Genomic DNA, 20,678 nt, shown 5'->3' with positions numbered 1-20,678 from the left:
GCGTTGATTTTTGGCACGCTGTTGAGTTCTCAAGGAACGGTCGCTTCCTTTGTACTCACCCTCTCGGGCTTTCCTCCGGGCTTCCCTTCGGTGTTCCAAACTCTATCAGGGTTTTTCCGTCTCTCTGACCACCCTTCTGCGGACACGCAGAAGGAGATCCAGAGATAGGATCTGACAAGTTTGGGTGCTGCTGAGTGAGGCCGCTTTCGCGTCCCTCCGTCCCAAGCAGGAGTACGACTGTACACGGAGCCTTGAACGCCGTGCAAATCCACGGGGTTGGTGGTCTAGACCACTAGCTGATAGCTTCCATACGGAACCCCAACTTCCTATGACATACGCTGCTGCTCAGTGCCGTCCGGGACAGGCAGTGGCGGCCCGTAAGCAGCTCCACTCCTGGGAGGCTTCCCATGACCACCGTGACGTCCCCTCTTGCCGGACGCGCCATCGGACTGGCCAATGTGCCCGATCCGGTCTTCTCCGGGGCCATGGTCGGCCCGGGTACCGCCATCGACCCCGTGCGTGAGGCCTCAGAGGCCGTGTCGCCCGTGGACGGCGTCATCGTTTCTCTCCACCCGCACGCGTTCGTCGTGGTCGACGCGGACGGGCACGGCGTACTCACCCACCTCGGCATCGACACCGTGCAGCTCAACGGCGAGGGCTTCGAGCTGCTCGTCAACAAGGGCGACACCGTGACGCGCGGCCAGGCCGTCGTGCGCTGGGACCCCGCCGCCGTCGAGGCTGCCGGCAAGTCCCCCATCTGCCCCGTCGTCGCGCTCGAGGCCACGGCCGACTCCCTCGGGGACGTCCGTGAGGACGGTGACCTCAAGGTCGGCGACGAGCTTTTCGCCTGGAACTGACGGCAGTGCCGTCGCAGGGCGGCGTTCAGGACAACCATCGCGGCGGCGGGACCCGCCGCACTATCGGAGACGGGTGAGATGGAAGCAACGCTGCGAGGCGTGGGCGTGAGCCATGGCGTGGCCATCGGCGAGGTTCGGCACATGGGCACGGCGGTGCTGGAGCCGCCGGCCAAGTCGATCCCCGCGGATGAGGCCGATCGGGAGCAGGGGCGTGCCCGCCAGGCCGTCGACGCCGTGGCCGCCGATCTGATGGCGCGCGGCAATCTGGCGGGCGGCGAGGCCCAGGCCGTGCTCGAAGCACAGGCCATGATGGCGCAGGACCCCGAGCTGATGTCCGACGTGGACCGGCGGATCGCCGTCGGCAGCACGGCCGAGCGTGCCGTGTACGACGCGTTCGCGGCGTACCGCGAGCTGCTGGCCGGTGCGGGTGAGTACCTCGCCGGTCGCGTGGCCGACCTCGATGACGTGCGGAATCGTATCGTCGCGCGGCTGCTGGGCGTTCCGATGCCGGGGGTGCCGGACAGCGACCAGCCCTATGTGCTCGTGGCGCGCGACCTGGCGCCCGCCGACACCGCGCTGCTGGATCCGTCTCTGGTGCTCGGTTTCGTCACCGAGGAGGGCGGGCCGACCAGCCACAGCGCGATTCTGGCGCGGGCACTGGGTGTGCCTGCGGTCGTGGCGCTGCCCGGTGCCGGTGAGCTGGCCGAGGGCACGGTGATCGCGGTCGACGGCAGCACCGGTGACATCTTCGTGGACCCGACCGAGGCGAAGAAGGCGGAGCTGGAGGCCGCGGCCGCCGAGCGCAAGGCCGCGCTGGCCGCCTCGACCGGGCCGGGTGCGACGGCGGACGGGCACAAGGTGCCGTTGCTGGCCAACGTGGGCGGTCCTGCGGACGTGCCGGCCGCGGTGGAGGCGGGGGCCGAGGGTGTCGGTCTGTTCCGTACCGAGTTCCTGTTCCTGGACGACAGCAAGAACGCTCCTTCCGAGCAGAAGCAGGTGGAGGCCTACCGGCAGGTGCTGGAGGCGTTCCCCGAGGGCCGTGTGGTCGTGCGTGTGCTGGACGCGGGTGCGGACAAACCGCTGGAGTTCCTTACTCCGGCCGACGAGCCGAACCCCGCGCTGGGTGTGCGGGGTCTGCGGACGCTGCTGGACCACCCGGAGGTCCTGCGCACGCAGCTGACCGCGCTGGCCAGGGCCGCCGAGGGGCTGCCCGTCTACCTTGAGGTCATGGCGCCGATGGTGGCGGACCGTACGGACGCGAAGGCGTTCGCGGACGCGTGTCGTGCGGCGGGGCTGCGGGCCAAGTTCGGCGCGATGGTGGAGATCCCGTCGGCCGCGCTGCGGGCGCGTTCGATCCTCCAGGAGGTCGAGTTCCTGTCGCTGGGAACCAACGACCTCGCGCAGTACACGTTCGCGGCCGACCGTCAGGTGGGTGCGGTGTCCCGGCTGCAGGACCCGTGGCAGCCGGCGCTGCTCGACCTGGTGGCCCTGTCCGCGGAGGCGGCCAAGGCCGAGGGCAAGAGCTGTGGTGTGTGTGGTGAGGCCGCGTCCGATCCGCTGCTGGCCTGTGTGCTGACCGGTCTGGGGGTCACCTCCCTGTCCATGGGGTCGGCGTCGATTCCCTATGTCCGGGCGACGCTGGCGAAGTACACGCTGGCGCAGTGCGAGCGGGCCGCGGCGGCGGCGCGTGCCGCGGACAGCGCAGAGGATGCGCGCAGCGCTGCTCAGGCGGTGCTGTCCGGCGAGTAGTCGTCGGCGCGGCGCGTTCGCGCGGTCGGGTTCAGGGGCGTCCCGCTTCGGTGGGGCGCCCCTGAGGTGTGTCGGCGTCGGGTGCGTGTGCGGTCAGTGGCGGTGGCCGGGGGCTGTGCCGTCCTTTCCGAGGTCGGGGGGCGCGTCGTAATCGACGCCGGACTCCGGGGAGATGAGGTCGCCGGATTCGACGTCGGTGCAGTAGGCGTCGAACACCTCGGCGGCGGTGAGGGGTTCGAGCTCGCCGCAGCGCAGTCGCCAGCCGTAGACGCGGTCGGGCGTCCCGGGGCGGCTGGTGCGGATGACGAGTCCGCCGGGGCTGCGGGTGGCGAGGCCGAGCGCGAGGACGCTGGTGAATTCCAGGGCTTCTGCCTCGTCCAGCCGGGTGCCGTCGGCGCCGTCCCGGTCGGCGTGGAGGACGGAGATCAGGGTGTCCGGTGGGCCGGAGACGCTGATCACGAGGTGCCGGTCGCCGGGCGGTGCGGTGTCGAGGATGCGGACCAGGAGGTCGGAGGCGCGGGTGAAGGCGGCCCTGCCGATGTCCTCGCCGCAGGTGGGGCAGGGGCCGAGGCGGGAGAGCAGCGTGGTGGCGTACTCCCAGGTGGCCTGGCGTACGGCCTCGTCCACGAGGGCCGGTACGAGGGTGGCGAGGGGTCGGCCGTCGTACGGGATGGTGGGGCCGGTGGCCGCGAGTTCGGCGGTGAACCTGGTGCGGCTGGCCTGCGCTTCCGGGTCGAGGCCGGTGTCCGCGCAGTACACGGCGTAGTCCTCGGGGTCGAACAGGGCGAGGGTGGTGTGGCTGCCCTGGGCGGCGCGGGCCATGAGGACGGCCTCGACCTGCTGGAGGTAGGCCGTGTGGTCGTCGAAGGTGAAGCTGCGGTAGCGCCGCATGGCGCGGAAGTCGTGTTCGTCGGTGAGCAGGCCGATGGTGCCGGCGATCTCGCGGCGCAGGACGCGTCGCATGGTCCGGTCGTCGGTGTGCGCCATGTTTCCCCCAGAGTGCGCAGTCGATCAATGCTCACTCACCGTAACCGGCGGCACTGACAACGGCTGGTGCCGCCGGTGGACGTAGCTCGGTGGTGGGGGCGTTCGCGCAGGGGGTGCGGGGTGGGTTCAGGCGCGTTTGCGGGCCAGTTCCTCGTAGAAGCCCAGCAGGGAGAGGTTGTCGATGGATCCGGGGTTGACCGCCTTTTCCAGGGGGGTGCCCTGGAGCAGTCGTTTGACGGGGACCTCGATGCGCTTGCCGGTGAGGGTGTGCGGGATGCCGGGCACTTCGATGATCTCGTCGGGGACGTGGCGCGGGGAGAGCTGTTCGCGGATGGCCTGCTTGACGCGGGCGAGGAGGGCGTCGTCCAGGGTGGCGCCGGGTGCGAGGTGGACGAAGAGGGGCATCCAGTAGCCGCCGTCGGGCTGCTCGACGCCGATGACGAGGGACTCCTTGATCTCGGGGAGGCGCTCGACGACCTCGTAGATGTCGGCGGAGCCCATGCGCACGCCCTGCCGGTTGAGCGTGGAGTCGGAGCGGCCGTGGATGATCACGGTGCCCCGTGCGGTGAGGGTGATCCAGTCGCCGTGTCGCCAGACGCCGGGGTAGGTGTCGAAGTAGCTCTCGTGGTAGCGGCTGCCGTCGGGGTCGTTCCAGAAGCGGATCGGCATGGAGGGCATGGGGTTGGTGACGACGAGCTCGCCCACTTCGTCGATGACGGGGTTGCCGCTCGCGTCCCAGGCCTGGAGGTCGGTGCCGAGGCCGGGGGCCTGGAGTTCGCCGGTGTGGACGGGGAGGGTGGGTACGGCTCCGGCGAAGCAGGAGCAGACGTCGGTGCCGCCGCTGACGGAGGCGATCCAGAGGTCGGCCCCGCTCTGTGCGAACTCGTCGTGCAGCCAGCGGAAGCCGTCGGGCGGCAGGGGCGAGCCGGTGGTGGCGACGCACCGCACGGCGGACAGGTCGTGGTCGCGTGCGGGGTGGACGCCGGCCTTGCGGCAGGCCATGACGTAGGCGGCCGAGGTGCCGTAGAGGGTGGCCCGGGTGCGTTCGGCGACGCGCCACTGGGCACCGGTGTCGGGGGAGCCGGGGCTGCCGTCGTACAGGACGATCGTCGTCCCGGTGAGGAGGCCGGAGACGATGAAGTTCCACATCATCCAGCCAGTCGAGGTGTACCAGAAGAAACGGTCCCCGGGGCCGAGGTCGCAGTGCAGGCCGAGCTGTTTGAGGTGTTCGACGAGGATGCCGCCCTGGGACTGGACGATGGCCTTGGGCAGGCCGGTCGTGCCGGAGGAGTAGAGGACCCACAGGGGGTGGTCGAAGGGGACCTGTTCGAAGACGGGCTCGGTGTCGGCCGAGGTGAGGGCGGCCCAGTCGAGGGCGCCCTCGGGTGTGTCGGTGCCGAGGAGCGGGATGTGGACGACGGCGCGCAGGGTGGGCAGTTCGCGGCGCAGTTCGGCGACGGTGTCGCGGCGGTCGTGTTCCTTGCCGCCGTAGCGGTAGCCGTCGACGGTGAACAGGACGACGGGTTCGACCTGCTGGAAGCGGTCGAGGACGCTGCGGGCGCCGAAGTCGGGGGCGCAGGAGGTCCAGACGGCGCCGACGGCGGCCGTGGCGAGGAGGGCGACGACGGCCTGGGGGATGTTGGGGAGGTAGCCGCTGACGCGGTCGCCGGGGCGGACGCCGAGGGTGCGGAGTTCGGCGGCGAGGGAGCCGACCTGGCGGCGCAGCTCGGACCAGGTCACGGGGCGCGGTTCGTGGGTCTCGTCCACGTGGAGCAGGGCGGGCTCGTCGGCGCGGTCGGCGGCGGCGCGCAGGGCGTGCTCGGCGTAGTTGAGGGTGGCGCCGGGGAACCATTGGGCGCCGGGCATCGAGCGGTCGCCGAGCACGCGCGTGCAGGGGGTCGAGAACCGTACGTCGAACCACTCGGTGACGGCTTTCCAGAAGGTGTCGAGCTGGTCGACGGACCACTGGTGGAGGGCGGGGTAGCCGCCGTCGGCGGGGGCGCCGTGGTGTTCGGCGGCCCATGCCTGGAACCGGGTGATGCGGGCCTGGGCGATCTGCTGGGGATCGGGCTGCCAGAGCGGCTGGGGGTTCGCGGTCGACATGGGGCGGCTCCCGGGCTGTGCGCGTCGTGGGCGTCGGTCCGCGCACGTGCTGGGGTGTGCGCGTGACGCGGCTGACAGGGACGATGCCATGTGATCGACTTCAGCACCAGGGCTCGCCCCACATAGTCCGCGTCGTGAAGATGTGGCCCTGGCACAGGTGAACGGCAGTTGAACGACACGCACGCGTGGGGCGCACAGTGGCAGGGTGAGCAGCATGGACGGTCGTGACCTGGTGCGTTCGGTGAGTGTGGTTGGTTCGGGGAGGGCGCTTCGGGGGTTGCGCACCGTACGTGCGGCGTGGCGCAGGCGGCGGATCGACGCTGCCGGGCTGCCGCGGCGGGGGGTCGAGCGGGCGCGGGTCCCCGGTCAGGTGGCGGGTGTGGAGCCGGGGCCGGGCGGCGGTGTGATCCGGTTCGGGCGGTCCGAGCTGCGGATCACGGTCGCGGTGAACGGGGCGGTGTTCTGGGGCTGGGACGGGGCGGGTCCGGAGCCGTCGTACGCGCTGGCGGGCAGTTGTCCGGAGCCGGATCCGCGGGCGGTGCTGGAGCCGGACAAGGACGGTGGCTGGCGGGTGGTCGCCGAGCGGGTGACGGTCGTCGTCTCGCGGCACGGCGCGGTGCAGGTGTGCACGCCCGGCGGGGTGACGCTGCGGCACGATCTGCCGCCGCGCTGGTGGGAGCCGGTGGGCGGGGGTACGGCGCGGTGGTTGCAGCGCTCGGAGGTGGCGGCGGACGCCCGGTTCTTCGGTCTGGGCGGGCGGGCGTCGGGGCCTCGGCTGCGCAGCGGCTCGTACCGGCTGTGGAACAGCGATCCGGGCCGGGCGTTCGGGCCCGGGGAGGATCCGCTGTATCTGACCATGCCGGTGCAGCTCGTGGTGGCCGATGCGGGCACGCATCTGGTGTTCCACGACTCCACGTGGGACGGCACGGTGGTGCTGCGGGAGGGCGAGGAGGGTGCCGGGTCGGGGCACGACCGGGCGGGGCGGTGCGAGCTGCGCATGGACGGTGGTCCGGTGCGCTGCTGGGTGATCGTGGGCACTCCCGCGCGCGTGCTGGCCACGTGGGCCTCGCTGACCGGTGCGCCGGCGCTGCCGCCGGCGTGGGCGCTCGGTCACCATCACGCGCGGTGGGGGTTCGGCAGCGAGCAGGAGGTCCGCCGGATCGTGGCGGGGTACCAGGAGCGGGATCTGCCGCTGGATGCCGTGCACCTGGACATCGACCACTACGCCGACCACCAGGTGTTCACCGTCGACGAGGAACGGTTCCCCAAGCTTCCGGTGCTGGCGGAGGAGTTGCGGCGGGACGGGATCCGGCTGGTGTCGATCGTCGATCCGGCGGTGAAGGCGGTGCCGGGCAATGCCGTGTACGAGGCCGGTTCGGCGCTGGACGCGTTCGTGCGGGACGGCTCCGGGCGCGAGGTGCGCGGTGTGGTGTGGGCCGGGGAGTCGGTGTTCCCGGACTTCACGCGCGCGCGTGTGCGTGAGTGGTGGGGCGGTCTGTACGCGGAGCGGCTGGGGCGGGGCTTCGCGGGTTTCTGGCACGACATGAACGAGCCGACGTCGTTCAGCGCCTTCGGGGAGCCGACCCTGCCGCGTTCGGCCCGCCACGATCTGGAGGGGCGCGGCGGGGATCATCGTGAGGCGCACAACGTGTACGCGCTGTGCATGGCCCGGGCGGGTTACGAGGGGCTGCGCGAGTTGGCTCCGCGGGAGCGGCCGTTCGTGTTCTCGCGCTCGGGCTGGGCGGGGCTGCAGCGCTACGGCGGCACCTGGTCGGGGGACGTGGCGACGGACTGGCCGGGGTTGCGGGCGTCGCTGTCGCTGGTGCTGGGGCTCGGGCTGTGCGGGGTGCCGTACTCGGGTCCGGATGTGGGCGGGTTCGACGGCAGTCCGTCTCCGGAGCTGTATCTGCGCTGGTTCCAGCTCGGCGCGTATCTGCCGTTGTTCCGTACGCACGCGGGCCTGCGGGCGGGGCGCAGGGAGCCCTGGGAGTTCGGGGCGGAGGTCTTGGAGCACGCGCGCGTGGCGTTGCTGGAGCGGCGGCGGCTGCTGCCGTACTGGGTGACGCTGGCGCATCTGGCCCGACGGACCGGCGCGCCGTATGTGCGGCCGGTGTGGTGGGGGTCTCCGGAGGACCGGGCGCTGCGCGGCTGTGAGGACACGTTTCTGCTGGGGGATGCCCTCCTGGTGGCACCGGTGCTGGATCCGGGTGTGAAGCGGCGTGCGGTGCAGCTGCCGCGGGGCCGCTGGTACGACACGGTGACGGAGGAGGCGTACGAGGGGCCGGGGCGGGTGTACGTGAACGCGCCGCTGTCGCGGATACCGGTGCTCGCGCGCGCGGGTGCGGTGATTCCCGTGCGCGGCGCCGATGGCGATGTGGAGCTGGAGGTGTGGGCGCCCGCGCGGGGCCGGACCGGGGGCGGTCTGGTCGTACCGTACGCGGGCGACGGTGCGGAGGAACCGGAGGCGGAGCGCTACGTCGCCCGTCGGCAGGGCCGTTCGGTGGTGGTCACCCGGGAGCGGGAGGACGGTTCGGCTGAGCCGCCCTGCCCGGTACGGGTGCGGGGGCTGGGCTGAGCGGACGGCTCAGACGTAGCGGCCCTCGAACCAGGCCCGCACGGCCACGGTGTGCAGCGGGAAGGCGAGTTCCTCCGGCCGGCGCAGCAGCTGCCAGCCCTCGGTCTCGTCGGTGGGGTCGGCCGGCGGCAGGCCGTCGACCGGGCGTTCGGGGAGGACACCGAACAGCAGCAGGTGGCCGTCGGGCGAGCTCATGGCGTCCACGAGCCGAACGTCCCGGGCGGCGGCCTCGATGCCGGTCTCCTCCTTGAGTTCGCGCACGACGGCCTGCTTCCAGTCCTCGCGGTCGTCGACGTAGCCGCCGGGCAGGGCGGTGCCTCCGCGCGCGGGGGCGATGGTGCGGGTGATGACGATCAGGGCCGTGCCCTGGGTGTCGTACACGGGCTGGAGTGCGATGGCGACCGGCAGCGGGTTGCGGTAGGCGACGTTTCCGCAGGACGGGCAGGTCCGCGGCCAGCCGGTGACGCCCTCTCCATAGGGCGCTCCGCAGCTCGAACAGTGCGAGCTCGGTGCGGAGTTGACAGTTAGGTGTTGAGTTTCGGACACGCGCGGACTGTATCCGATCGGCGGAGGGAGATCTTCCGATGGTCGCCTAATGGGCGCCGCGGAGCGACCTCCAGGAGACGGGGAAGTCGAAGTACGTGTCCGGGTAAGGCTCTGGCTGGTACGTGTAGTGCCACCATTCCTCGGCGAGGTTCACGAATCCGAGGCTTTCCATGGTGTTCTTGAGCAGCAGCCGGTTGGCGCGCTGTACGCCCTGGATGCGTGGGTCGAGCGTGTGCGCGAGGGTGTCGAAGCAGTCGAATCCGGTACCCATGTCGACGGAATTGTCGGGGAAGCGCTCGTTCTTGGGCACGAAGCAGGGCACCAACGGCTCTCCGGGGTGGTAGGGCCGGGTCGGCCGCGCGGGGAGCTTCACGATCGTCAGGTCCATGGTCGAGCCGCGGCTGTGTCCGGACTTCGCGGCGATGTAACCGTCCTCGAACAGCCGGGTCTTGTCGACGTTCGGGTAGAACTCGCCCTTCATCGACTGGGCGCCGAGGTCCTCGGCCCAGCGGACGAAGTCGTTCACGGCGCGCTGGGGCCGGTAGCAGTCGTAGACCTTGAGCGTGTAGCCCTTGCGCAGCAGTGTGCGCTGGGCCTTGTGGAGGGCTTCGGCGGCGGGGCGGGTGAGGATGCAGATGGGCTGCCGGTAGCCGTCGACGGGCTCGCCGACGAAGTTGTGCGGGGTGAAGTAGCGGATCTCCTGGATGATCGTCGGATCGACGGCGCTCAGGGCCACGAAGTCCCTGGGCGCCTTGGGCTCCGTCGCCGCCCCGGCCGTCGCGGTCGCGGGGGTGACGGCCACGGCCAGCAGGGTGGCGACGGCGGTGACGAGACCGCGGACCGCACCGGTGAGTCGTGTCATGTCTCCTGCATCTATCAGGTCCGGGCCCGGGCGGGGAAGCGATCGGAGGCGATTCCCCCGGACGCCCTGCCCATTTCCCGCTGCCGGTGGCACACTTCTGACGCATCGTCAGATTCGATGCTGGGGAGGAGCCTTGCCGCACACACGCACACCCGCGGTCGCCGGCTGGTTTGACGGAGAGGGGGAGGGCTTCCGACTGCTGGGCACGTGCTGCTCGTCCTGCGGGTCGGTGTTCTTCCCGCGCGAGGACGCCCACTGCCGCAACCCGCATTGCGCGGGCGGCGCACTGGAGGAGGTCCAGCTGTCACGAAAGGGGTATATCTGGTCGTACACGGACAGTCGCTATCGACCGCCGTCACCCTATGTGAGCAATCCGGAACTTCCGTGGGAGCCGTACGCGTTGATCGCTGTGGAGCTGGCCACCGAGCGGATCGTGGTGCTCGGACAGGCGGCTCCCGGGATCACCGTCGCCGACCTGGCGGTGGGCATGGAGGTGGAGGCCGTCCCCGGCGTGCTCGACGAGGACGCGGAGACGGCCCGGACGATCTGGCACTGGCGGCCGACGGGGGTGCGCGCATGACGAGGGACGTGGCGGTGCTCGGCGCGGGCATGCACCCCTGGGGCAAGTGGGGGCGCTCCTTCGTGGAGTACGGGACGGCGGCGGCCCGCGCGGCACTCGCGGACGCCGGTGTCGACTGGCGGGACGTCGGCTCGATCGTGGGCGCGGACACGGTGCGTGGCGGCTATCCCGGGTACGTCGCGGGAGCGACCTTCGCCAAGGCCCTGGGGTGGCAGGGGGCGCGGGTCGCGAGTGTGTACGCGGCGTGTGCGTCCGGGGCGCAGGCGATCGCCGCCGCGCGGGCGCAGATCCTCGCCGGGCTGGCGGAGGTCGTCCTCGTCGTGGGGGCCGACTCCGCACCCAAAGGCTTCTTCCGGCCCGCGGGCGGGGACCGTCCCGACGACCCGGACTGGCTGCGTTTCCGGCTGCTGGGCGCGACGAATCCGGTGTACTTCGGGCTGTACGCGCGCCGGCGGATGGCGGTGCACGGGGACACGCCGGAGGACTTCGCGCTGGTCAAGGTGAAGAACGCCGCCCTGGGAGCGCTCAATCCGTACGCCCGGTACCGCAAGCGGGTCACCGCCGAGGAGGTCGCCGCGTCCGCGATGGTCGCCGATCCACTGCGGCTGCTCGACATCTGCGCCACCTCCGACGGCGCGGCGGCCCTGGTCCTCTCCAGCGTCGGCTTCGCGCACCGGCACGGCGCGCGGCATCCGGTGCGGATCCGCGCGGTGTCGACGGTGACCCCGAGCTTCCCGAACACCGTGCTGGACCTGCCGGACATCGCCACGGACTCCGCGGTCGCGGTGGAGCCCCCGGGCGAGACGTTCCGCGCGTCCATCGCGCGTGCCGCCTACGAGGAGGCGGGCATCGGCCCCGAGGACCTGTCCCTCGCCGAGGTCTACGACCTGTCCACCGCCCTGGAGTTGCAGTGGTACGAGGACCTGGGACTGTGCGGCGCGGGCGAGGGCGCGAAGCTGCTGCGCGAGGGCGTGACGGCTCCGGGCGGGCGCATACCCGTCAACGCCAGCGGTGGCCTCGCCTCCTTCGGGGAGGCGGTGCCGGCCCAGGCCATCGCCCAGGTCTGCGAACTGACCTGGCAGTTGAGGGGCACCGCGGGCGAGCGGCAGATCGCCGGGGCCCGCGTGGGGATCACCGCCAACCAGGGGCTGTTCGGGCACGGCTCGTCGGTGGTCGCGGTGCGGTGAAGGAGACGGAGACAGAGCGGCGCGTGAGGTGCGGGGGCACAGCGGTTTCCACGCTCTGTGATCACGCCGGAATCCTGTGTGAACGTCTCATGAACTGCGCCTGGGCACGCCCGGGCAGCGCAATCATGCTCCCGTGCACTCCTGGACGGACACTCTCCGCTTCGCCTTCCAGCCGGTGGTCAACCTGAGGACCGGCGCGGTCACCGCACTGGAGACGCTCGCCCGCCCGGAAACGGGTGACATCCTCGCCGAGGCTCGCCGGGATCCCGAACTTGACGGCAGGCTCACGGTGTTGGCCCTGCGGGCGGCGACGCTCAAGGAGACGCTGCTGCCGCTGCACCTGAACGTGTTCGCGGCCACCCTCGCCGACCTCGGCGGCCTCGTCCCGCTGCACGACGCCGTGCGCGCGAGGGGGCGCATGCCCTGGGAGGTGACGCTCGACATCGTCCCGCCGTACACGCACGTGCCGCAGCGGGCGCTGCTGGAGGCGGTGGCGTCCCTGCGCGAACAGGGGTTCCGGATCAGCGCGGACGGCATCGGCGACGGCGACGTACCGCTGCGGCTGCTCAACGACCTCTCCCCCGACCTGGTCAAGCTCGACGCCTCGCTGCTGGCCCGGCCCGCCGCGGTGCGGGCGATGCGGACGCTGTGCGAGGAACTGGGCGCCCTGGTCGCGGTGGAAGGGGTCGAGACCGAGCTCCAGTGTGCGGCGGCGCTCTCGGCCGGTGCCCAGCTGGCCCAGGGCGAGCTGTTCGCGCCGCCGGCGCGGATCCCGGCCGCGGACGTGTACGTTCCACCGCGCTCCCCCGGCACCGTGAGCGTGCCCCGGTCCGGGCCGTCCGCGCCGTCCGTGCGGGAGTTCGTGCGCCCGGCCGCCGTCCTGCCGGTGACCGCGTCGGCGGGGCAGGTGCGGGCGCTGCTGACCGGGTCGCCGGACGTCTCCGGCGTGCTGCTGGTGGACCAGGCCGGCCGGCCCGTCCGGTCGGTGCACCGCTCGCGCTTCCTGCTGTCGATGTCCGCCCGCTACGGCCACGCCCTGTACGCCGACCGGCCCGCGTTCAAGCTGGGCGACGTGCCCCGCACGGTCGGCGTGGACGCCACCGCCTGGGAGGTGCTGGACGTGGTCGCGATCGGCGGCCGGGACCGGACCTCCGACGACGTGGCGGTGGTCGACGCGCGCGAGCGCTGCGTGGGGGTCGTACGGCTCGCGGACCTGGTGCGGGCCCTGGCCGAGAGCAGGGTCGAGGAAGCGGCCGGGCTCAACCCGCTGACCCGGCTGCCCGGTTCGGACGCGATCACGGCCGAGGTCGACCGGTGGATCGCGGACGGGCGGACGTTCGCGCTCAGCTGGCTGGACATCGATCATTTCAAGCAGGTCAACGACGGCGCCGGGTTCGCCGCGGGCGACGAGCTGATCCGGTCCGTGGGCCGCGCGCTCCAGCAGGCGGTCGTGGGGCACGCACGCGTGGGACACATCGGCGGGGACGACTTCCTGGTGCTGGCGGACGAGGAAGCGCTCGGTCCGGTGGTCGCCGGCGTGCTCGACGCGCCGTGGTCTGCGGGCGGCCGCCCGGTCACGCTCTCCGTCGCGACCGTCGTGTGCGTCCCGGGCAGCGTGGGCGACCATCGCCAGGCCGCGGCCCATCTCGCGCCGCTGAAGAAGGAGGCCAAGGCGTTGCGCGGCGCGAGCTGGGTCCTCGGGCGCGCCGGGGCCGCCGGTCGCGAGGTGCGACGCGGCGGCACGGGGGCGACTGCGGCGCAGGCCGGGTACGCGGCCGTGGAGCCCGGGCTCTGAACGCCCGTTTCGTATACGGTCCTTGAGGCACCCATGTGACGGGTGCGCCGGTGTCACCGTCGCCGTCGGCAACCTTGACGCCCCCGGAGCGCCGGTGAACACTTCCCGGTGTCGGCCGACATCGCCGTACATTCTCGGCGTTATCAGGCGCTGTGCCATCGATCCGTCCTGCTCCCCGCCGTCGGCCGAAGTCGTCAAGGGAACCGTTCCTGCACGGAGGCCCGGGGCCACGCGCCCCCCAACCTGCGCCAAGGGAGCCGCCATGAGCAACGGGCACATTTTCGTCGGCGAGGTCATCGGCACCGCGATCCTGATCCTGTTCGGTGCCGGTGTCTGCGCCGCCGTCACCCTCAGACACTCCAAGGCGCGGGCCGCGGGCTGGGTCGTCATCGCGTTCGGCTGGGGCTTCGGCGTCCTCGCGGGCGCGTACACCGCCGCTCCCCTCTCCGGCGGCCAGCTCAACCCCGCGGTCACCCTCGGCATCGCGATCGACACCGGCAAGTGGGGCAAGGTCTGGGTGTATCTGCTGGGCCAGCTCGTCGGCGCGATGCTCGGCGCCGTACTCGCCTATCTGGTGTACCTCGCCCAGTTCCGGGCCAACGTGCGCGGGGAGGGCGACGGCGAGGCCGACGAGCCGGTGGCGACGCTCGGCATCTTCTCGACCATTCCGGAGATCCGGAACCCGGTCGCCAACCTGATCACCGAGATCATCGCGACCATGGCGCTGGTACTGCCCGTCCTCGCCTTCGGGCTGACGAAGGGGCTCGGCGAGTCCGGCACGACCGCGCTGGTCGTCTCGCTGCTCGTCGTCGGCATCGGACTCTCCCTCGGCGGCCCCACCGGATACGCCATCAACCCGGCCCGCGACCTCGGCCCGCGCATCGTGCACACCTTCCTGCCGATCCCTCACAAGGGCACGTCCGACTGGGGTTACGCCTGGGTTCCGGTCGTCGGCCCGCTGATCGGCGGCACGCTCGCCGGTCTTCTCTACAACGCGGCCTTCTGACCCCGTGCCGCACCATCCGGGTATGCGCCGATCCCGTATGTCCTGATTCCCGTACGCCGTTCTCCGATCCCCCGCACGCCTCAGCGACCCCACCCAGCGACCCAGCGACCCAGGGACTGCCATGACGGACACCGCCGAGAAGTACGTCGCCGCCATCGACCAGGGCACCACGTCCAGCCGCTGCATCGTCTTCGACCACAGCGGCGCGATCGTCGCCGTCGACCAGCGTGAGCACCGCCAGATCTTTCCCAAGCCGGGCTGGGTGGAGCACGACGCGACCGAGATCTGGGCCAAGGTGCAGGCCGTGGTGGCCGGGGCGCTGGCCAAGGCCGGGCTGCGCGCCGACCAGTTGAGCGCGCTCGGCATCACCAACCAGCGGGAGACCACGGTCCTGTGGGACCGCGCCACGGGCAAGCCCGTGCACAACGCCATCGTCTGGCAGGACACCCGTACCGCGCCGCTGTGCGCCCAACTCGGCGGCACGGACGGCCAGGACCGCTTCCGCGGGCAGACCGGGCTGCCGCTCGCCAGCTACTTCTCCGGGCCCAAGGCGGCCTGGCTGCTCGACCAGGTGCCGGGGCTGCGGGAGCGGGCCGAGCGCGGCGAGATCGCGTTCGGGACCATCGACTCGTGGCTGATCTGGAACCTGACCGGCGGCACGGACGGCGGCCGGCACGTCACCGACGTCACCAACGCCGGCCGCACCCTGCTCATGAACCTCGACACCCTCCAGTGGGATCCCGCCATCCTGTCCGCCATGGACCTCCCCGCGGCGCTACTGCCGGAGATCCGGTCCTCCGCCGAGGTGTACGGCACGGCGGTCGGACAACTCGCCGGGGTGCCCGTGGCCTCGGCGCTGGGCGATCAGCAGGCCGCCGTGTTCGGGCAGGCCTGCTACGACGTCGGCTCCGCGAAGAACACGTACGGGACCGGCAGCTTCCTGCTGTTGAACACCGGCAACCGGCCGGTGCCGTCCAAGAACGGGCTGCTGACGACGATGGGCTACAAGATCGGCGGGGAGGCGCCGGTGTACTGCCTGGAGGGGTCCATAGCGATAACGGGTGCGCTGGTCCAGTGGTTCCGCGACCAGCTCGGGATCATCCGCACCGCCGACGAGATCGAGACGCTGGCGGCGAGCGTCGAGGACAACGGCGGCGCCTACATCGTGCCCGCGTTCTCGGGCCTGTTCGCGCCGTACTGGCGCGCCGACGCGCGCGGGGTCGTCACCGGTCTCACCCGGTACGTCACGAAGGCACACCTCGCGCGCGCGGTGCTGGAGGCGACGAGCTGGCAGACGCGGGAGGTCGTGGACGCGATGTACCAGGACTCCGGGGTGCGGATCAGCACTCTGAAGGTCGACGGCGGCATGACGAGGAACAACCTGCTCATGCAGCACCAGGCGGACGTCCTCGGGGTGCCGGTGATCCGCCCGCGGGTGTCGGAGACGACCTGCCTGGGCGCCGCGTACGCGGCCGGTCTGGCGACGGGCGTCTGGAACGACCTGGACGAGCTGAAGTCGCACTGGCGCAAGGACGCGGAGTGGGCGCCCGCGATGGAGGCGTCGGCACGTGAGCGCGAGTACCGCAACTGGCGCCGGGCGGTGGAGAAGAGCCTCGGCTGGCTGGAGGCGGGCGCCGGGGACGGCGCGTAGAAGCCACGCGCGCGTACGGAGATCCGCACGCGCGCGTGCTTCGCACCGGACCACGGCCCGTGCCCCGGTCGGCGGGGGTACGGGCCGTGTCCGCGGTCAGCCGATGGCGGGTTCGCGGTGACCGGCCGCGTGGTGCATCGCGTGCTGGACGACGCCGATGAGCACCTCCTTGACCGACTCCCGGTCACGCGCGTCGCACAGGACGACGGGGACGCCGTCGTCCAGGTCGAGGGCCTGCCGGACCGCCTCACCGGGGTAACGGGCCGAGCTCTCGAAGCAGTTGACGCCGACGAGGAAGGGGATGGAACGCCGCTCGAAGTAGTCGACGGCGGCGAAGCAGTCCTCCAGCCGGCGCGTGTCGGCGAGCACGACGGCACCGAGCGCGCCCTCGGACAGCTCGTCCCACATGAACCAGAACCGCTCCTGCCCGGGCGTGCCGAACAGGTACAGCACCAGGTCCTCGCGCAGGGTGATGCGGCCGAAGTCCATGGCCACGGTGGTGGTGTGCTTGCCCTCCACGCCGCTGACGTCGTCGACCGGGCGTCCGGCCTCGGTGAGCAGTTCCTCGGTGCGCAGCGGCCTGATCTCGCTGACGGCGCCGACGAGGGTCGTCTTGCCCACGCCGAAGCCGCCGGCCACCAGGATCTTGAGCGTGACGGGTTCGACCGGGGGCTTGCCGCGCTCAGTACGCCCGAAGATCATCGGTCTCTTCTCCTGCTTGATGGGGTCGGGGGACGGTCACAGGGCCCGGAGACCGTTGATCACGTCGCGCAGAACGCTCTCGTCCGGCAGCTCGGCCGGGGGTATCGGGCGGGACACGTGGACGAGTTCCGCGTGCACGAGGTCGCCGATGAGCACCCGGATCACACCGATCGGCAGGTCGACCTCCGCGGCGAGTTCGGCCACCGACTGCGGCTCGTCCCGGCACAGTCCGACGATCGCCACATGCTCCGGCGAGAGCGTCGGGTCCGCCTCCGCGTCGCCCGCGTCCGGTTCCGTGACGACCACCGCGATCAGGTCGAGGCGGTGCTGGGCCGGACTGGTGGTCCGGCCGCGCGTCATGGCGTACGGGCGGACGACCGGTCCGGCCTCGTCGTCGAACCAGTGGCTTCTTCCCTGACCGTCTGTGCTCATGCCATCCCACTACCCGCCTGCGGGCAGATCGGTGCGCGGGGAGGTACCCAGATGCACACCGACCCGCTTGACCAGCAGGGTCATCTCGTAGGCGACCTGCCCGACGTCGGAGTCGGCGTCCGAGAGGACGGCGAGGCAGCTGCCGTCGCCGGCGGCGGTGACGAACAGGAAGGCGTCGTCCAGCTCGACCACCGTCTGGCGGACGCTGCCCGCGTCGAAGTGGCGCCCCACGCCCTTGGCAAGGCTGTGGAAGCCGGAGGCCACGGCGGCCAGATGCTCGCTGTCCTCCCTGGTCAGATCCTTCGACACACCCATGGGGAGGCCGTCGCCGGACAGGATGACGGCCTTGCGGATGCTGGCGACCCGGTCGACCAGGTCGTCCAGGAGCCAGTTCAGCTCTCCCTTGTCGGTCATCGTGTGGCCGGTGGCCTTCGGTGCGGTCATCGACCGTCCCCCTTAGTCGTTCCTGGTGCTGTGCCGTTGCCGGACCCGTCGCCCGCGGCGTTCTCCTCCCGGCCTCGCTGCCAGCCGCGCTGGAGCGAGGCCATCCGGCTGCGGACCTCCTCGGCGTCGCGGTCGGCGGGCGGTCCCGTCCGGTCGGCGCGTCGCGCGGTGTCCTGCTTGAGCTGGGGAGCCAGGCTGGCCTGGCGCACCCGCCGGGGCAACGGCCCGACGCCGTCCGGTGCCACGTCCGGCCGGGCGGCCGCGGCACCGGGGGTGAAGTCCGGGGTCCCGCCGCGCGGCGGGGCCGCGTCGGAGCGGGTGACGGCGCCTTCGCCGCTCGGCGGCGCTGCGTCGCCGGGGCGTGCGGCACGGCCGTCGTGTCCGGCCGTATCGCCGTCGGCGCCGCTGGCGTCGCCGGCGAGCGGGGCTGTGCCGCCCGGCCGCGTCGCGTCGCCGCCCGTGGGCAGGGGGGCGCCGGGGCCTCGCCGGGGTGCCGGGTCCGACGGGGCCGCGGCGCCGGGGCCGCCCGCGGCCGTGCGCTTCGTTCGGGTGCGCCGGGGCAGTGCGGGAATCCCTGGCGTCTCGTCGGCGGCGGCGCGGGCCGGTCCACCGTCCTCGACTCGCTCGGCACGCTCGGCGGTTTCGCCGGTGCGCCGCACGGTCGCGCCGCGCCGGCGGGTGGGCAGCGGAGCCGGCGCAGCCTGGTCGGGGCGGCGGGGGCCGGCGGCGGACTCCTGGTCGGAGTCGTCGCGGCGGGAGCGCGGGTCGGTGACGGGTTTGCCGTGCGAGCTGACCAGCTTGGGCGTCTGACGGCGCGGCGGCGGCACGGGACCGGGGTCGCCGGCCGGGTCACGCGGCAGGCGGTCGGCGGCCGGGGCGGGCGCCCGGTCCTCGTCGCGGGGGCGGGAGCGCCGGTGCCGGAACAGTCCGCCGCGCTCGCTGTCCTCGTCCCCGAGGGCGCCGGGGAAGTCGTCGAGGGCGTCGAGATCGACGGGCGCCTCCAGCTCGACGGGGCCGTCCAGCAGGGAGGTCTGGAGCCCGGGCAGCTGTGCCGGCGGCGCGGAGCGGCCCAACGCCTGTCCCGGCCCCCTCGCCGAGCGGTCCCGGTCCAGGCGGAAGCCGAGGCCGTTGGTGTCCGGTACGTCGTCGCTCAGCAGCGCGTCGGGGATGAACACGACGGCGGTGGTGCCGCCGTACGGCGAGGGCTGGAGGGAGACCCGGACGTTCTGCCGCTGCGCGAGGCGGCTGACCACGAAGAGGCCGAGCCGGTCGGTGTCGGACAGTTCGAACTCGGGGGTCTCGGCGAGGCGCAGGTTGGCGTCCAGGAGCGACTCGGCGGTCATGCCGAGCCCCCGGTCATGGATCTCCAGGGTGAATCCGTTGGCGACGCGCTCGCCGAGGACCTGGACGGCGGTGTGCGGGGGCGAGAACACCGTGGCGTTCTCCAGCAGTTCTGCCGCGAGGTGGGTGAGGTCGGCGACGGCCGGGCCGGTGACGGCGACCCGCGGCAGCCGCCGCACCTCGACGCGCTCGTAGTCCTCCACCTCGGCGACGGCGGCCCGGACGACGTCCATCAGCTGCACGGGGCGGCGCCACTGCCGCGAGGGCGCCGCGCCGGAGAGGATCACGAGGCCCTCGGCGTGCCGGCGCATGCGGGTCGTGAGGTGGTCCAGGCGGAAGAGGTCGGCGAGTTCGTCGGTGTCCTCGGTCCGGCGTTCCATGGTGTCGAGCAGGGTGAGCTGCTTGTGCAGCAGCACCTGGCTGCGGCGGGCGAGGTTGACGAACACCTCGGAGACACCGGCGCGCAGTTCGGCCTGTTTGACGGCGGCCTCGACTGCGGCGCGCTGGAGGGTGTTGAGGGCCTGGCCGACCTCGCCGACCTCGTTCTTGTCGTACTCCAGGCGCGGCGCCTCGGTCTCGATGTCGACCTGTTCACCGGCGGACAGGCGGCGCATCACGCTGGGCAGCCGGACGCCGGAGGCCTCGTGCGCCTCCAGGCGCAGCTGGCGCAGGTCACGGATGAGGCTGCGGCCGATCCGGACCGACGCGTAGAGGGAGAACAGCAGCGCGACCAGGCCGAGGACGCCCGGTACGGCCGCCTGGAAGATGATGGTCAGGGCGACGGGGCGGGTGCGGTGCTGGAAGCGGTCGCCCGCCTGGTCGTCCAGGGTGCCGAGTTCGTCCAGGACGCTCGCCGCGGCGGAGTCCCAGCTCTTGGCGGTGACGTCGCGGGGTGTGCCGGAGCCCGTGCCGATGACGGACTGTTCGGCCGTGCGCAGCGGGGCGGTGGTGGCGTCCTGCCAGAGGCGTTCGTAGCGTGCGCGCTCGGCGGCGGGCAGCAGCGGCAGGCTGATGTCGTACAGGAGGGTGCGCTGGGCGACCAGGTCGGAGATGTCCCGGGTCTCGTCGCGGGTGAGGGTGCCGACGACGAGCGAGGAGCCGAGCAGGGCGTCCTCGCGGGAGAGCAGTTCGCGCGCGCGGGTGACGTTGGTCAGCGCGCGGGACTGCTTGTCCAGCCCGACGTCGTCCACGCCGTCGAGGCCGTCGAGCAGCGTGTAGCAGGGGTCGACGAGGCGGTTGTAGAGGTCGAGGGCCTGGGCGCGTCTGACCGTGCCCTGCTCGACGTCGCGGCGCAGGGAGTCGAGGCCGTCGAAGGCGTCCAGGACGTTGGTGAGGCGTTCGTTCTCGGCCGCGTTCATGCCGTTGGCGCCGCCGTGCTCCCCGGCGTTCTTGCGGACCTCGGCGATCGCCCGGTCGGTGGCGGTGCGGGTGCGGTGCAGCGCGGCGAGCCCGTCGGCGGCACGGGGGTCGGCGAGGTAGACGAGGGTCTGGCGGCGCTCCTGCTGCAGTGCGCGGACGGTGTCCTCGGTGGGGTAGCCGATGTCCTTGACGACGTCGGTGGCGTGGAACAGCCGGGCGACCTCGCGCCCTGTGATCACCGTGGCAAAGGCCCAGACGGCGGCCAGGGACACCAGCGGCACGAGAAGCAGCGCCACGATCTTCCGGCGGATCGACTTCCCGCGAAAGCGCATGGCCTCCCCCAGCTCGACCCCCGCCGGCCGGGGGTGTACATGTGCGTCAACAAACGGCGCGAGCCTACTACCGCCTCACAGTTAACTCGAAGACATGTCCGGAGGGCGAACTTCCGCTCCGACGGCGAGAGATGGCGAGTTGTCCGGTCATTGCGGGAGATTGCACCCGC

The 20,678-nt window shown here is 72.1% G+C and carries 16 protein-coding genes; 8 read left to right on the top strand and 8 right to left on the bottom strand.

Annotated features, from left to right (window positions below; genetic code table 11):
• Window positions 1-407 precede the first annotated feature (407 nt).
• Window positions 408-857 carry a PTS sugar transporter subunit IIA gene (locus ACZ4MF_RS36360; protein ID WP_467496913.1) on the top strand — a complete coding sequence of 150 codons (450 nt, stop codon included), beginning with the start codon at window positions 408-410 and terminating at the stop codon, window positions 855-857.
• Between the two features lie 78 nt (window positions 858-935).
• Window positions 936-2,606, top strand: coding sequence for a phosphoenolpyruvate--protein phosphotransferase (gene ptsP, locus ACZ4MF_RS36355; protein WP_467496912.1), 1,671 nt, complete (start codon window positions 936-938; stop codon window positions 2,604-2,606).
• A gap of 93 nt (window positions 2,607-2,699) precedes the next feature.
• Here the strand turns inward: ptsP and ACZ4MF_RS36350 are convergent, their stop codons facing one another.
• Window positions 2,700-3,593 carry a hypothetical protein gene (locus ACZ4MF_RS36350; RefSeq protein WP_467496910.1) on the bottom strand — a complete coding sequence of 298 codons (894 nt, stop codon included), beginning with the start codon at window positions 3,591-3,593 and terminating at the stop codon, window positions 2,700-2,702.
• Window positions 3,594-3,719: 126 nt separating this feature from the next.
• On the bottom strand, window positions 3,720-5,696 hold the full coding sequence (locus ACZ4MF_RS36345) for an acetoacetate--CoA ligase (RefSeq protein ID WP_467496908.1): 1,977 nt from the start codon (window positions 5,694-5,696) through the stop codon (window positions 3,720-3,722).
• 214 nt (window positions 5,697-5,910) lie between these two features.
• Between ACZ4MF_RS36345 and ACZ4MF_RS36340 the strand changes: the two genes are divergently transcribed.
• Window positions 5,911-8,271 carry a glycoside hydrolase family 31 protein gene (locus ACZ4MF_RS36340; protein WP_467496918.1) on the top strand — a complete coding sequence of 787 codons (2,361 nt, stop codon included), beginning with the start codon at window positions 5,911-5,913 and terminating at the stop codon, window positions 8,269-8,271.
• 9 nt (window positions 8,272-8,280) lie between these two features.
• Here ACZ4MF_RS36340 and ACZ4MF_RS36335 read toward each other — a convergent pair whose 3' ends face one another.
• A complete protein-coding gene (locus tag ACZ4MF_RS36335) occupies window positions 8,281-8,817 on the bottom strand; it encodes an NUDIX domain-containing protein (RefSeq protein WP_467496906.1) in 537 nt (178 codons plus the stop codon).
• A gap of 46 nt (window positions 8,818-8,863) precedes the next feature.
• On the bottom strand, window positions 8,864-9,679 hold the full coding sequence (locus ACZ4MF_RS36330) for a M15 family metallopeptidase (protein ID WP_467496904.1): 816 nt from the start codon (window positions 9,677-9,679) through the stop codon (window positions 8,864-8,866).
• A gap of 133 nt (window positions 9,680-9,812) precedes the next feature.
• Here ACZ4MF_RS36330 and ACZ4MF_RS36325 point away from each other — a divergent pair, with 133 nt between their 5' ends.
• The 5 genes from ACZ4MF_RS36325 (at window position 9,813) to glpK (ending at window position 15,898) form a co-directional block, all read left to right on the top strand.
• Complete coding sequence (locus tag ACZ4MF_RS36325) at window positions 9,813-10,259, top strand: Zn-ribbon domain-containing OB-fold protein (RefSeq protein WP_467496902.1); 447 nt, start codon at window positions 9,813-9,815, stop codon at window positions 10,257-10,259.
• On the top strand, window positions 10,256-11,446 hold the full coding sequence (locus tag ACZ4MF_RS36320) for a lipid-transfer protein (RefSeq protein WP_467496900.1): 1,191 nt from the start codon (window positions 10,256-10,258) through the stop codon (window positions 11,444-11,446). Before ACZ4MF_RS36325 ends, ACZ4MF_RS36320 begins: the two co-directional genes overlap by 4 nt.
• Window positions 11,447-11,579: 133 nt before the next feature.
• A complete protein-coding gene (locus ACZ4MF_RS36315) occupies window positions 11,580-13,241 on the top strand; it encodes an EAL domain-containing protein (protein ID WP_467496898.1) in 1,662 nt (553 codons plus the stop codon).
• 262 nt (window positions 13,242-13,503) lie between these two features.
• On the top strand, window positions 13,504-14,247 hold the full coding sequence (locus ACZ4MF_RS36310) for an MIP/aquaporin family protein (protein ID WP_356039076.1): 744 nt from the start codon (window positions 13,504-13,506) through the stop codon (window positions 14,245-14,247).
• Window positions 14,248-14,368: 121 nt separating this feature from the next.
• Window positions 14,369-15,898, top strand: a complete 1,530-nt coding sequence (gene glpK / locus ACZ4MF_RS36305; protein ID WP_467496895.1) for a glycerol kinase GlpK — start codon at window positions 14,369-14,371, stop codon at window positions 15,896-15,898.
• A 96-nt stretch (window positions 15,899-15,994) separates the two neighbouring features.
• Here glpK and ACZ4MF_RS36300 read toward each other — a convergent pair whose 3' ends face one another.
• The 4 genes from ACZ4MF_RS36300 to ACZ4MF_RS36285 are packed head-to-tail and all read right to left on the bottom strand — an operon-like array spanning window position 15,995 to window position 20,508.
• Entirely contained in the window at window positions 15,995-16,600 is a 606-nt protein-coding gene (locus tag ACZ4MF_RS36300) for a GTP-binding protein (RefSeq protein WP_467496893.1), read from the bottom strand.
• A gap of 36 nt (window positions 16,601-16,636) precedes the next feature.
• A complete protein-coding gene (locus tag ACZ4MF_RS36295; RefSeq protein ID WP_356039085.1) occupies window positions 16,637-17,032 on the bottom strand; it encodes a DUF742 domain-containing protein in 396 nt (131 codons plus the stop codon).
• Between the two features lie 9 nt (window positions 17,033-17,041).
• Window positions 17,042-17,476, bottom strand: coding sequence for a roadblock/LC7 domain-containing protein (locus ACZ4MF_RS36290; RefSeq protein ID WP_467496891.1), 435 nt, complete (start codon window positions 17,474-17,476; stop codon window positions 17,042-17,044).
• Window positions 17,473-20,508 (bottom strand): nitrate- and nitrite sensing domain-containing protein, encoded by a 3,036-nt coding sequence (locus ACZ4MF_RS36285; RefSeq protein ID WP_467496889.1) that lies wholly within the window; start codon window positions 20,506-20,508, stop codon window positions 17,473-17,475. The genes ACZ4MF_RS36290 and ACZ4MF_RS36285 overlap by 4 nt, the downstream gene beginning before the upstream one ends.
• Window positions 20,509-20,678 lie beyond the last annotated feature (170 nt).

Source organism: Streptomyces sp. NPDC025793 (assembly GCF_055558375.1).
This window is presented reverse-complemented; position numbering and strand designations above follow the sequence as displayed.

Coding starts and splice junctions, on each gene's coding strand:
- ACZ4MF_RS36360 (WP_467496913.1), top strand. CDS start 408: ATGACCACCGTGACGTCCCCTCTTGCCGGACGCGCCATCGGACTGGCC.
- ptsP (WP_467496912.1), top strand. CDS start 936: ATGGAAGCAACGCTGCGAGGCGTGGGCGTGAGCCATGGCGTGGCCATC.
- ACZ4MF_RS36350 (WP_467496910.1), bottom strand. CDS start 3,593: ATGGCGCACACCGACGACCGGACCATGCGACGCGTCCTGCGCCGCGAG.
- ACZ4MF_RS36345 (WP_467496908.1), bottom strand. CDS start 5,696: ATGTCGACCGCGAACCCCCAGCCGCTCTGGCAGCCCGATCCCCAGCAG.
- ACZ4MF_RS36340 (WP_467496918.1), top strand. CDS start 5,911: ATGGACGGTCGTGACCTGGTGCGTTCGGTGAGTGTGGTTGGTTCGGGG.
- ACZ4MF_RS36330 (WP_467496904.1), bottom strand. CDS start 9,679: ATGACACGACTCACCGGTGCGGTCCGCGGTCTCGTCACCGCCGTCGCC.
- ACZ4MF_RS36320 (WP_467496900.1), top strand. CDS start 10,256: ATGACGAGGGACGTGGCGGTGCTCGGCGCGGGCATGCACCCCTGGGGC.
- ACZ4MF_RS36310 (WP_356039076.1), top strand. CDS start 13,504: ATGAGCAACGGGCACATTTTCGTCGGCGAGGTCATCGGCACCGCGATC.
- glpK (WP_467496895.1), top strand. CDS start 14,369: ATGACGGACACCGCCGAGAAGTACGTCGCCGCCATCGACCAGGGCACC.
- ACZ4MF_RS36300 (WP_467496893.1), bottom strand. CDS start 16,600: ATGATCTTCGGGCGTACTGAGCGCGGCAAGCCCCCGGTCGAACCCGTC.
- ACZ4MF_RS36295 (WP_356039085.1), bottom strand. CDS start 17,032: ATGAGCACAGACGGTCAGGGAAGAAGCCACTGGTTCGACGACGAGGCC.
- ACZ4MF_RS36290 (WP_467496891.1), bottom strand. CDS start 17,476: ATGACCGCACCGAAGGCCACCGGCCACACGATGACCGACAAGGGAGAG.
- ACZ4MF_RS36285 (WP_467496889.1), bottom strand. CDS start 20,508: ATGCGCTTTCGCGGGAAGTCGATCCGCCGGAAGATCGTGGCGCTGCTT.